Raw genomic sequence first — 11722 nt, forward strand, 5'->3', positions numbered from 1 at the left:
CGACACGCTAGTAGGGCGGCCTTCACCGTTGACGTGCGGTCAGGCGGCCGGGGCCGCCCGTCCGGTCAGTTCCAGTCGAACTCCTGCGGGTCCGGGCCGATCCGGGTGCCGGTGGCGATGCCGGCGATCGCGGCGAGGTCCTCGGCGTCCAGCTCGAAGCCGGCGACGTCCAGGTTCTCCTTGATCCGCGACGGGGTGACCGACTTCGGGATCGCGATGACGTCGTTCTGCAGGTGCCAGCGGAGCACCACCTGGGCGACGGTGCGGCCGTGCTTGGCGGCGATCCGGGCCAGCTCCGGCTCGGAGAGCAGCTCCTTGCCCTGGCCGAGCGGGCTCCACGCCTCGGTGGCGATGCCGTGCCGCGCGTGGAAGGCGCGCAGCTCCTCCTGCGGGAAGTACGGGTGCAGCTCGACCTGGTTGAGCGCCGGGAGGAGCGAGGACTCCTCGGCGATCCGGGCGAGCTGCTCGGTGCCGAAGTTGGAGACGCCGACCGAGCGCACCCGGCCGTCGGCCTTCAGCTGCTCCAGCGCCTTCCAGACGTTGAGGTAGCTGCCGTGCATCGGGCGCGGCCAGTGGATGAGGTAGAGGTCGAGGTGGTCCAGGCCGAGCCGGTCCAGGGAGGCGTCGAACTCGCGCAGCACCGCGTCGCGGCCCTGCTCGCCGGACCAGTCGCGGGTGCCGGAGTTCCACAGCTTGGTGGTGATGTAGAGGTCCTCGCGGGCGACGCCGCCGGCCAGGGCCTCGGCGATCGCCTTGCCGGTGCCGGACTCGTTCTCGTAGATCGCGGCGGTGTCGATCGAGCGGTAGCCGGCCTCGATCGCGGCACGGACGGCGGCGGTGGCCTCCGCGTCCGGCACCTGCCAGACCCCGAAGCCGAGCTGCGGGATCCGGGTGCCGTCGTTCAGCGTGACAGTGGGGATGTTGCTCACGGAAGGGGTGCCCTCTCCTGGTCGCGTGTCGTTCCGATGGGCAACCGGTGCGGTGGCCGGAAATGTTCCCCGTCCGGGAAAATTTTCTGACGCTTCCTACCGGCGCGCGCATAACACTACGACGTCGGCCGGGTGCCGGGAAAACCTGTTGCGCAGGTCACATCCGAGTTGGCACGCTCACTGCCATGACCTCCTGACGACCCACGGCCGTGACCATACCGGCCGTCCTCCGCACCCTCCGCCCGTACCGCCCCGCAACGGAGCGTCATGCCGCTCAAAACCCTCCCCCTGGCCGATCCCGGCCTCCCCGACCTCTCCTCCCCGCTCGCCCTCCTGCGCTGGCTCCAGCGCGGCCAGCGGCGCGGGCAGGTGCTCGCCACCTGCTGGTCGCTGCTGGAGATGGGCAGCCAGGCCGCCCTTCCGGTGGTGGTCGGCCTCGGCGTCCAGGCCGTCGTCGACGGCGACACCGGCGCCCTGTGGCGGGCCGGCGGGCTCGCCCTGGTCCTGGTCGCGCTGTCCGCGCTCGCCACCGTGCTGCTGCACCGTCAGGCGGTCTGGAACTGGATCCACGCCGTCTGCCAGGTCCGCCAGCTGGTCGCCCGGCAGGCCTCCGACCTCGGCTCCGGGCTGTCCCGGCGGATCGCCACCGGCGAGATCGTCGCGGTCGGCAGCGGGGACGTCGAGAAGATCGGCTGGTACGTCGAACTCGTCGCCCGGGTGCGCGGGTCGGTCGCCGTCTGGCTGGCGGTCGGCGTCGCGGTGCTGGCCGTCGAACCGGTGCTCGGGCTGGCGGTGCTGCTCGGGGTGCCCGTGCTCGCCGCCTCGGTCTGGCCGCTGCTCGGACCGCTCGAACGCCGCTACACCGAGCAGCGCACCCTCGGCGGCAGGGCCACCGAGCTCGCCGCCGACACGGTGGCCGGGCTGCGGGTGCTGCGCGGCATCGGCGGCGAGGAGCTCTTCCTCGACCGCTACCGGGCGGCGTCCCAGAAGGTCCGCGCGGCGGCCGTCCGCTCGGCCCGGGTCTGGTCCCTGATGCACGCCCAGCAGGTGCTGCTGCCCGGGCTCTTCGTGGTCGGCGTCACCTGGTACGGCGCCCACCTCGCGGCCGACGGGCGGATCTCGGTCGGCACCCTGGTGGCGGTCTACGGCGCCACCGTGTTCCTCGCCGCGCCGCTGCGGGTCCTCGGCGAGGCGGCGCACGCCTGGAGCGTGGCCCGGGTCTCCGCCGGGCGCGCCGTGCGGGTGCTCGCGCTGGCCCGGACGGAGGGCCCCGGGGCCGGCTCGCTCGCCGACCCGGCGCGCTCCGACCTGTTCGACCCGGTCACCGGACTGACCGCCCGGGCCGGTGAACTGACCGCCGTGGTCTGCGGCGACCCGGACTTCGCCGGCGCGCTCGCCGAACGGCTCGGCGGGCACGTCCCGGCGGGCGACGACGAGCGGCCGGAACCCTCCGTACGGCTCGGCGGCACCGAGCTGGATGCCGTCCCGAGGGCCGAGGCGCGGGCCGCGGTGCTGGTGCACGACAAGGAACCGGTGCTGCTCTCCGGCACCCTGGCGGCGCTGTTCGACATCCCCGCCTCCGGCCGGGTCGACCCGTGGGAGGCGCTCGCCGCCGCCCGTGCGCAGGACGTGCTCGACGCCCTGGCGGACGGCGCGCCGCCGGTGGACCCGCGGGCCGGCGCGGCAGCGGCAGCGGCACCGGCAGCGGACGCGCGGAACGTGATGGCGGCGAAGATCACCGAGCGGGGGCGGTCGCTGTCGGGCGGCCAGCGGCAGCGGCTGGCGCTGGCCCGGTCGCTGCTCGCCGACCCGCCGGTGCTCGTGCTGGACGAGCCGACCAGCGCGGTCGACGCGCACACCGAGTCCCGGATCGCCGCCGGGCTGCGGAAGAACCGCGAGGGGCGCACCACGGTGGTCTTCGCCACCAGCCCGCTGCTGCTCGACCGGGCGGACCGGGTGGTGCTGATCCGGGACGGCCGGGTGGCCGCGAGCGGCGTCCACCGTGAGCTGATGCGCGGTGAGCCGGCCTACCGGGCGGTGGTCACCCGCACCGAGGGCCCGGTCCCGGCGGGGGACCGGGCGGCGCGGCCCGCCACCACCCGGACCGCGACCACCCGGCCCGCCACCGCCCGGCCCGCCGCCGGCACCCGGACCGAGTCGAGGAGTGAGGCATGAAGCCCCCCGAACACCACGAGCAGGGACCGGCCACCACCCTGCCGGTCGGCTCCCCGGCCGCCGTACGCGGCTATCTGCGGGTGCTGGCCCGCCGTCACCGCGGCGCCTTCTCGGCGGTGGTCGGGCTGCACGCGGTGGCCACGGTGGCCGGCCTGGTCGGCCCCTGGGTGCTCGGCACGCTCGTCGAGTCGCTCGCCACCGGCACCGCGGAGTCCGCCATCACGGTCGCCGTGGCGTGGTACCTGCTGGCGCTCGCGGTGCAGTCCGCCTTCACCTGGGGGTCGCGGCTGCGCGGCGCGGTGCTCGGCGAACGGGTGCTGGCCGACCTGCGGGAGGACTTCCTGGTCCGCTCGGTGGCGCTGCCGACCGGCGTCCTGGAGCGGGCCGGGACGGGGGACCTGGTCTCCCGGGGCACCACCGACATCGACCGGCTGGACAAGTCGGTGCGCGAGGCGGTGCCGGAGCTGGCCGTGGCGATCGTCTCGCTGGTGCTGGTGTTCGGCGCGCTGGTGGTCACCTCGCCGCTGCTCGCCCTCACCTCGCTGATCGGCCTGCCGCTGCTGCTGGTCTCCTCCCGCTGGTACTTCCGGCGCGCCCCGCAGTCCTACCACAAGGAGTCGGCGGGGTACGCGGCCGCGAACTCCGTCCTGGCCGAGACGGTCGACGCCGGCCGGACGGTCGAGGCGCTGCGGCTGGGCGGGCAGCGGCTGCGGCTGACCGACCTCAAGCTGGCGCAGTGGATCGCCTGGGAGCGGTACACCCTCTGGCTGCGCTCGCTCTGGTTCCCGACCATCGACGTGGCGTACACCCTGGCCGTGCTCGGTCCGCTGGTGCTCGGCGGGCTGCTCGCCCTGCGGGGCTCGGTCACCGTGGGCCAGCTGACCACCGGGGTGCTCTACGCCCAGGCCCTGGTGGCGCCGGTCGACCGGATCCTGCGCTGGTGCGACGAACTCCAGATCGGCGAGGCCTCGCTGGCCCGGCTGGTCGGCGTGCACGAGGTGCCGCGGGCGGAGGGCGACGACGGGGAGCGGCCGAGCGGGCGGCGGGTCGAGGCACGGGACGTCGGCTTCGGCTACCGGGAGGGCGCCGACGTGCTGCACGGCATCAGCCTGGACGTCGCGCCCGGCAGCCGGGTGGCGCTGGTCGGGCCGTCCGGGGCGGGCAAGTCCACCCTGGGCCGGCTGCTCGCCGGGATCTACGCGCCGGGCCGGGGCAGTGTGACCCTCGGCGGGGCGGCGCTGTCGCGGATGCCGGCCGAGCGGGTGCGGGCCGAGGTCGCGCTGGTCAACCAGGAGCACCACGTCTTCGTCGGGACGCTGCGCGACAACCTGCGGCTGGCCGCGCCGGGCGCCGACGACGCCGAGCTGCGCCGGGCCCTGGACGCGGTGGACGCCGGGGGCTGGGCGGACGCGCTGCCGGCCGGGCTGGACACCGAGGTCGGCTCCGGCGGCACCGCCCTGACCCCGCCGCAGGCCCAGCAGCTGGCGCTGGCCCGGCTGGTGCTGGCCGATCCGCACACCCTCGTGCTGGACGAGGCCACCTCGTTGCTGGACCCGAGGGCCGCCCGGCACCTGGAGCGTTCGCTCGCCCGGGTCCTGGAGGGCCGGACGGTGATCGCCATCGCGCACCGGCTGCACACCGCCCACGACGCGGACGTGATCGCGGTGGTCGAGGGCGGACGGATCAGCGAGTACGGCAGTCACCCCGAGCTGGTGGCGGCGGGCGGCCCGTACGCGGCCCTCTGGCGCTCCTGGCGGGACGAACACTGACGAGGCCTGACGGAAGCCGACGGAAGGTGACAAGGGGTGAACCCGCGCGGGGCGAAATCGCCCCGTGTGGGGCGCCCCCGGCCGCGTATCCGGGCAAATGTCCTCATTCGGCCCCAGAATGCTCGGGTGACCAAGATTTCGGACTCCTCGGGTACCAGGCGCAGTGAGATCGGTGGGATTCCCACCCGCTACATCGGGATCGGCGTCATCGTCGTCCTCGCGGTCTGGTTCCTGTTCGCCAACCTCGACAAGGTGAAGATCCAGTTCTGGGTGTTCACCGTGACCGCCCCGCTCTGGATCGCCCTGCTGGCCACGCTGATCGCCGGCGTGGCACTCGGCTGGCTGCTGAAGGGCCGGCGCGGGAAGTGACCGCCGCCGAGCCGCCCGCCGCCGAGCCGCCCGCCGCGCCCGGGCCCGGGCCCGGCGGCTTCACGCCGCTGATCGAGTTACGCGGGGTCAACAAGCACTTCGGCGCCCTGCACGTGCTGCAGGACATCGAGCTGACCGTCGGCCGGGGCGAGGTCGTGGTGGTGATCGGCCCCTCCGGCTCCGGGAAGTCCACGCTCTGCCGGGCCATCAACCGGCTGGAGCCGGTGGAGTCGGGCTCCATCCTGATCGACGGCCGGCCCCTGCCCGAGGAGGGCAAGGGGCTGGCCCGGCTGCGCGCCGAGGTCGGGATGGTGTTCCAGTCCTTCAACCTGTTCGCCCACAAGACGGTGCTGCAGAACGTCTCGCTGGCGCAGGTGAAGGTGCGCGGACGCTCCAGGGCGGAGGCGGACGCCAAGTCCCGGGCCCTGCTGGAGCGGGTCGGGCTGGCCGCGCAGGCCGACAAGTACCCGGCCCAGCTCTCCGGCGGCCAGCAGCAGCGCGTCGCGATCGCCCGGGCGCTGGCGATGGACCCCAAGGCGCTGCTCTTCGACGAGCCGACCTCGGCGCTCGACCCCGAGATGATCAACGAGGTGCTGGACGTGATGCGCCGGCTGGCGCACGAGGGCATGACGATGGTCGTCGTCACCCATGAGATGGGCTTCGCCCGGGCCTCCGCCAACCGGGTGGTTTTCATGGCCGACGGCCGGATCGTCGAGGACCGCGCCCCGGAGGAGTTCTTCGGCGCCCCGGAGAGCGAACGGGCCCGGGACTTTCTCTCCAAGATCCTGAAGCACTGAGGCCCGGCCCGTGAAGAAGATCGTGACCCTCGCGGCCGCGGCCCTGCTGCCGGCCCTGGTGCTGTCCGGCTGCGGCAAGCCCGGCACCCCGCCCCCCAAGGGGCCGCAGCCCAGCGCCCTGCCCGCCTACCAGGTGGCCGCCGGCGCCCCGGTGAGCGGCTCGCCGACCCTGGACGCCGCCCGCGACCGCGGGCACCTGGTGGTCGGCGCCAAGGAGGACCAGCCCTACCTGGGCCAGAAGAACCCGGCCACCGGGGAGTACTCCGGCTTCGACATCGAGATCGCCAAGATGGTCGCCGCCGACCTCGGCTTCGGCCCGGAGCGGATCGAGTTCAGGACCATCGCCTCCGCCAACCGCGAGACCGCGCTGCAGAACGGCCAGGTCGACTACTACGTCGGCACCTACACCATCAACGACAACCGCAAGAAGCTGGTCGGCTTCGCCGGGCCGTACTTCCTGGCCGGGCAGTCGCTGCTGGTGCGCCGGAACAACAAGGACATCACCGGCCCGCAGGACCTGGACGGCAAGAAGGTCTGCTCGGCCGCCGGCTCCACCCCGTACCAGCGGATCCAGAAGCAGTACCCGAAGGCGCACCTGATCGGCTACGACACCTACTCGGCCTGCGTGGACAACCTGATCACCTCCCAGGTGGACACCGTCACCACGGACAACACCATCCTCATGGGCTACGCGGCCAAGGTGCCGGACGAGCTCAAGGTGGTCGGTCAGCCGTTCTCCCAGGAGCCGTACGGGATCGGCACGCCGAAGAACGACACCGTGCTGCGCGGCGCGCTCAACGACGCGCTGGCGCACCACGAGCAGAACGGCGACTGGAAGAAGGCCTACGACGCGACCCTCGGCCTGTCCGGGGTGCCCGCGCCCGCCCCGCCGCCGATCGACCGGTACTGAGGAGGGGCCGGGCTGTGAAGACGCTGACCGACAACTGGTCGACCTACTGGGACGGTTTCCTCGGCACCCTCTCGCTGTTCGCGGTGAGCGCCGTGCTGTCGCTGGCGCTCGGGGTGCTGATGGCGAGCTTCCGGGTCTCGCCGGTGCGACCGCTGCGCGCGTTCGGCACCACCTGGGTGACCCTGCTGCGCAACACCCCGCTGACCCTGCTGTTCTTCATCGTGGTGCTGGGCCTGCCGCGGTTCGACATCACCCTGCCGTTCTTCACCTTCGCGGTGCTCGCGCTCGGCTGCTACACCTCCGCGTTCGTCTGCGAGGCCATGCGCTCGGGCGTGAACACCGTGCCCGTCGGGCAGGGCGAGGCGGCGCGCAGCCTGGGCATGACCTTCGGCCAGACGATGGGGCTGGTGGTGCTGCCGCAGGCGTACCGTTCGGTGGTCGCCCCGATCGGCAGTGTGATGATCGCTCTGGCGAAGAACACGGCGATCGCCGGCTCGTTCAGCGTCACCGAACTGCTCGGCACCTACCGGACCATCAACGAACTGGGCTACAGCATCGTGTGGACCTTCGTCTGGATCGCCGTGGGCTACCTGATCATCACCCTGACCATCAGCGCCGTGTTCAACCTCATGGAACGACGACTGGCGGTGTCGCGATGACGGCGGAATCCTCGGCGCTCTACGACGTCCCCGGCCCGAAGGCGCTCGCCCGGCACCGGCTGTACGGCGGGATCGCGCTGCTGGCGATCGCCGCGCTGCTCGGCTGGATCGTCTACATGCTCTTCCACACCCACCAGTTCACCGCGGCCAAGTGGACCGCCTTCCAGTACCAGGGCGTCCAGGACCTGCTGCTGAACGGGCTCGCCAACACCCTCAAGGCCTTCGGCTGGACGGTGCTCTTCGCCCTGCCGTTCGGCGCGCTGCTCGCGGTGGGGCGGCTGTCCGACCACCGGGCGGTGCGCTGGGTGTCCACCCTCGTGGTGGAGTTCTTCCGGGCCATGCCGCTGCTGGTGATGATCTTCTTCATCTTCGTCGCCCTCAAGGTCGCCCCGCTCTGGGCGCTGGTCGCCGGGCTGGTGCTCTACAACGGCTCGGTGCTCGCCGAGGTGTTCCGGGCCGGGGTGCTGGCGGTGCCCGGCGGCCAGCGGGAGGCGGCCTTCGCGCTGGGCATGCGCAAGTCCCAGGTGATGACGTACGTGCTGGTGCCGCAGGCCTGCCGGGCGATGCTGCCGGCGATCATCAGCCAGCTGGTGGTGGCGCTCAAGGACACCTCGCTGGGCTTCCTGATCACCTACGAGGAGTTCCTGCACGCCGGCAAGCTGATCGCCACCAACCTCGACTACGACCTGCCGTTCATCCCGGTGGTCATGGTGATCGCGCCGGTCTACATCGGCATGTGCCTGCTGCTCTCCTGGTTCGCCCACTGGGTCGAGCGGCGCAGCCGGCGCAGCCCGAGCGCGCGCGGCGGGGCCCCGGTGGCGCCGGCCGAGGTGTCGATGGGCGTACCGCCGTCCGCCCGGATGTGACCGCACGGGGCCCACGGGGACGGACGGTTCAGCCGTGAACCATAGGTGCAGCCGGGGTCTGGCTCGGTACCTCCAAACTCTGCTTATGATTTCCGGGCGTGCACGACGAAGCGGCGCGCCCGGGGACCGGCGTGCCCGAGCGACGGCGCACGACGGACCGCGACACGACGGCCGGGCGGAGGGACAGGGGAACCGGTGTTCGACTCACGGCACATCAGGACCTTCCACGAGGTCGTCCGGGCCGGCTCCTACTCGGCGGCCGCCCGCGAACTCGGCTACACCCAGCCCGCCATCACCCAGCAGATGAAGGCCCTGGAACGCACCGTCGGCCTGCCGCTGTTCACCCGGGCCGGGCGCGGGCTGCGCCTCACCGAGGCCGGCGAGACGCTCGCCCGGCACGCCGAACAGATCCTCGGCAGCCTCTCCGCCGCCCAGCAGCACCTGGCCGCGCTCGGCCGGCTGCGCGCCGGACGCGTCCGGGTCTGCGCCTTCCCCAGCGCCAACGCCACCCTGATACCGGAGGCGATGGCCAGGCTGCTCGCCGAGCACCCCGGCGTGCGGGTCGAACTCCTGGAGGCCGAACCGCCGGACTCGGTGCAGCGGCTGCTGCGCGGGGAGTGCGACATCGCGCTCGCCTTCCGCTACCCGGGAGCGCCCGCCGAGGTGCCGGACGGGCTGGACGAGATCCCGCTGATGGAGGACCTGCTGACCGTGCTGCTGCCGGTCGGCCACCCGCTCGGGCGCCGGCACGCCGTCCGGCTGGCCGACCTCGACGGCGAGCGCTGGATCGCCGGCTGCCCGCGCTGCCGGGCCAACCTGCTGCAGGTCTGCGCCGAACAGGGCTTCGCCCCGGACATCGTCTTCTCCACCGACGACAACCTCGCCGTGCAGAGCCTGGTGGCCGCCGGGGTCGGGATCGCGCTGATGCCCGCCCTGGTGCTCTCCTTCATGTGCCACCGCAAGGTCACCGGCCGGGCCGTCGAGCCGCACCTGCGGCGCGAGGTCAGCGCGTACGTGCTCCGCGAGCACCGGCGGATTCCGGCGACCGCGCTGGTCCTGGACCACCTGCGGCAGGCCGCCGCGGCGCGGGTGGGCTGCTGAGCACCGCTCATCGATAAGCGGTGGTTGGGGGAGAGCGAAAGAACCCTCCTTGGACGTGATGGGTCGGCGGCGGCGAACCTGCTCCCATGACGACGTCTGCCACGGTCGGCGGCGGCCGGCTCACCGCGTGCATGACCGCCCTCGTCGGCGAGATCCGCGCGGTCGTGGACCGCGGCCTGCCCCCCGAACTCACCGCCTACCTGGTCGGCGAACGGCTCGCCCCGTACCTCGGCGACGGCGAGCTGCTCACCGCCGACCAGCGCGAGGGCGACCCCGAGCGCTACCGCCAGCACGTCCTGCACGCCGAGAGCGACGGCTCCTTCTCCGTCGTCGCCCTGGTCTGGCTGCCCGGCCAGCGCACCCCCGTCCACGACCACGTCTCCTGGTGCGTGGCCGGCGTCCACCAGGGCCAGGAGAGCGAGACCCGCTACCGGCTGGTCTCCGACGGACGCACCGCCCACCTCGTCGAGACCGAGCACGTGGTCGGCCCGGCCGGCACCATCGCCGCCTTCGCCCCGCCCGGCGACATCCACCAGGTGCGCAACGCCTGCGCCACCACCGCCATCTCCATCCACGTGTACGGCGCCGACGTCTCCCGGCTCGGCACCAGCATCCGGCGGGTCTACCGGCTGCCCGCCCCCGAACAGCGGTGAACCCCCGATGGCACTGACCCTCCGGGACCGCGCGGTCCGGCCCGCGCGCACCCGCACCCTGCCCCCGCTCGGCGGCAACGCCCCCGGCCTGCTGCTCGCCGCCCTCGGCGTCGCCGCCGCGCTCGCCGTCCACCGCGCCGTCCCGGCGGTACCCGGGCTCACCGCCGCCGTGGTGCTCGGCGTCGCCGCCGCCCACCTGCCCGGCCTGCGGCCGCTGGTGCGCGGCGTCGCCCGGCCCGGGCTCTCCACCGCCGGCAAGCGGCTGATGCGCCTGGGCATCGTGCTGCTCGGCCTCAAGCTGAGCCTCGACGACGTGCTCGGCCTCGGCTGGGCCACCGTCGCCATGGTGCTCGCCGTGGTCGCCGCCACCTTCACCGGCACCCTCTGGCTCGGGCGCCGGCTCGGCCTGCCCGGCGACCAGCCGCTGCTGGTCGCCACCGGCTACTCGATCTGCGGCGCCTCCGCGATCGGCGCGGTCAGCCAGGCCGCCGGCAGCGAGGAGGAGGACGTCGCCGCCTCGGTCGCCCTGGTCACCCTCTGCGGCACCCTGGCCATCGGCGTGCTGCCGCTGCTCCAGCACCCGCTCGGCCTGGACCCGGCCGGCTTCGGCCGGTGGGTCGGCGCCGGCGTGCACGACGTCGGGCAGGTGGTCGCCACCGCGCAGAGCGGCGGCCCGGGCGCGCTGCGCGAGGCGGTCCTGGTCAAGCTGATGCGGGTGGTCCTGCTCGCACCGCTGGTCGCCGGGGTCGCGGTGGCCGCGCGGCGCTCGCACCGGCGCGCCGGCACCACGCCGACGGCCGGCCGACGGCCGCCGCTGGTGCCGCTGTTCGTCGCCGGCTTCCTGGCGATGATCGTGCTGCGCAGCACCGGGGTCCTGCCCGAGCGGGCCCTCGCCCTCGCCGGGGACGCCCAGGAACTGCTGCTCGCGGCGGCGCTGTTCGGGCTCGGCAGCGCCGTCCACCTGCCGACCATGGTGCGCACCGGCGGCCGGATCGCGCTGCTCGGGCTCGGATCCTGGGTGGTGGTCGCCGGGGTCTCCTACGCCGGGGTGCTGGCCACCCGGTAAACGGCGGGCGTCCGGGCAGGGGCTGGACTATTGTCGGGCGGGTGGTCCGGCCGGTCGGCCGGCCCGTGCACCCGTGCACCCGTGTTCCCGAGCACCGCGGAGGAAGCCACCGCATGTCGACCGCACTGCCCGCCCGGGACGGCTCCGCGGCCGTCGTCACGCTCGACCGCCGCGAGGGCCCCTACGGGGAGGTGGCGCTGCGGCGGCGGGGCGCCACCTACGAGATCATCGCCAACGGCTGCTTCCTGATGGACACCGCCGACGGCCGCTCGGAGCGGCTGCTGGTCGGGGCGGCGCTGGAGGCACTGGAGCGGACCGCCCGGGCCCCCCCGGGGGGGTGCGGGGGGGGGGGGGGCGGGTAGCGAGCCCCCCCCCCCCCCCCCCCCCCGCGGGGGGGGGGTGGCCGGGGGGTGGGGGCGGGGGGCCGA

The 11722-nt window shown here is 73.9% G+C and carries 11 protein-coding genes and 1 pseudogene; 11 read left to right on the forward strand and 1 reads right to left on the reverse strand.

The features are described 5' to 3' along the window. Nucleotides 1-65: 65 nt before the first annotated feature. On the reverse strand, nt 66-929 hold the full coding sequence (locus ACFXAM_RS34025; RefSeq protein WP_380297199.1) for an aldo/keto reductase: 864 nt from the start codon (nt 927-929) through the stop codon (nt 66-68). 267 nt (nt 930-1196) lie between these two features. On the opposite strand from ACFXAM_RS34025, the gene ACFXAM_RS34030 reads away from it, so the two are divergent. The 11 genes and pseudogenes from ACFXAM_RS34030 to ACFXAM_RS34080 all read left to right on the forward strand — a co-directional run. Next, on the forward strand, nt 1197-3104 hold the full coding sequence (locus tag ACFXAM_RS34030; protein ID WP_380297201.1) for an ABC transporter ATP-binding protein: 1908 nt from the start codon (nt 1197-1199) through the stop codon (nt 3102-3104). Then, a complete protein-coding gene (locus ACFXAM_RS34035; protein ID WP_380297203.1) occupies nt 3101-4873 on the forward strand; it encodes an ABC transporter ATP-binding protein in 1773 nt (590 codons plus the stop codon). The genes ACFXAM_RS34030 and ACFXAM_RS34035 overlap by 4 nt, the downstream gene beginning before the upstream one ends. 126 nt (nt 4874-4999) lie before the next feature. Further along, nucleotides 5000-5242, forward strand: a complete 243-nt coding sequence (locus tag ACFXAM_RS34040) for a lipopolysaccharide assembly protein LapA domain-containing protein (protein WP_380297205.1) — start codon at nt 5000-5002, stop codon at nt 5240-5242. Nucleotides 5243-5310: 68 nt separating this feature from the next. Next, nucleotides 5311-6039 (forward strand): amino acid ABC transporter ATP-binding protein, encoded by a 729-nt coding sequence (locus tag ACFXAM_RS34045; RefSeq protein WP_380297217.1) that lies wholly within the window; start codon nt 5311-5313, stop codon nt 6037-6039. A gap of 10 nt (nt 6040-6049) precedes the next feature. After that, nucleotides 6050-6949, forward strand: a complete 900-nt coding sequence (locus tag ACFXAM_RS34050) for a glutamate ABC transporter substrate-binding protein (protein ID WP_380297207.1) — start codon at nt 6050-6052, stop codon at nt 6947-6949. Between the two features lie 14 nt (nt 6950-6963). Continuing rightward, nucleotides 6964-7608 (forward strand): amino acid ABC transporter permease, encoded by a 645-nt coding sequence (locus ACFXAM_RS34055; RefSeq protein WP_380297208.1) that lies wholly within the window; start codon nt 6964-6966, stop codon nt 7606-7608. Continuing rightward, nucleotides 7605-8474 carry an amino acid ABC transporter permease gene (locus tag ACFXAM_RS34060; RefSeq protein ID WP_380297209.1) on the forward strand — a complete coding sequence of 290 codons (870 nt, stop codon included), beginning with the start codon at nt 7605-7607 and terminating at the stop codon, nt 8472-8474. Before ACFXAM_RS34055 ends, ACFXAM_RS34060 begins: the two co-directional genes overlap by 4 nt. A gap of 195 nt (nt 8475-8669) precedes the next feature. Further along, a complete protein-coding gene (locus tag ACFXAM_RS34065) occupies nt 8670-9575 on the forward strand; it encodes a LysR family transcriptional regulator (RefSeq protein ID WP_380297211.1) in 906 nt (301 codons plus the stop codon). An 86-nt stretch (nt 9576-9661) separates the two neighbouring features. After that, on the forward strand, nt 9662-10228 hold the full coding sequence (locus tag ACFXAM_RS34070; protein WP_380297213.1) for a cysteine dioxygenase: 567 nt from the start codon (nt 9662-9664) through the stop codon (nt 10226-10228). A 7-nt stretch (nt 10229-10235) separates the two neighbouring features. Beyond that, entirely contained in the window at nt 10236-11294 is a 1059-nt protein-coding gene (locus tag ACFXAM_RS34075; protein WP_380297215.1) for a YeiH family protein, read from the forward strand. Between the two features lie 113 nt (nt 11295-11407). After that, nucleotides 11408-11653, forward strand: a pseudogene (locus ACFXAM_RS34080) (spermidine synthase); the annotation flags it as partial. Nucleotides 11654-11722 lie beyond the last annotated feature (69 nt).

The organism is Kitasatospora sp. NPDC059462 (assembly GCF_042749955.1).
Lineage (GTDB): Bacteria > Actinomycetota > Actinomycetes > Streptomycetales > Streptomycetaceae > Kitasatospora.

Bases quoted from the DNA above. Each gene is read 5' to 3' on its own strand.
- ACFXAM_RS34035 (WP_380297203.1), top strand. From the start codon at position 3,101: ATGAAGCCCCCCGAACACCACGAGCAGGGACCGGCCACCACCCTGCCG.
- ACFXAM_RS34070 (WP_380297213.1), top strand. From the start codon at position 9,662: ATGACGACGTCTGCCACGGTCGGCGGCGGCCGGCTCACCGCGTGCATG.
- ACFXAM_RS34060 (WP_380297209.1), top strand. From the start codon at position 7,605: ATGACGGCGGAATCCTCGGCGCTCTACGACGTCCCCGGCCCGAAGGCG.
- ACFXAM_RS34075 (WP_380297215.1), top strand. From the start codon at position 10,236: ATGGCACTGACCCTCCGGGACCGCGCGGTCCGGCCCGCGCGCACCCGC.
- ACFXAM_RS34030 (WP_380297201.1), top strand. From the start codon at position 1,197: ATGCCGCTCAAAACCCTCCCCCTGGCCGATCCCGGCCTCCCCGACCTC.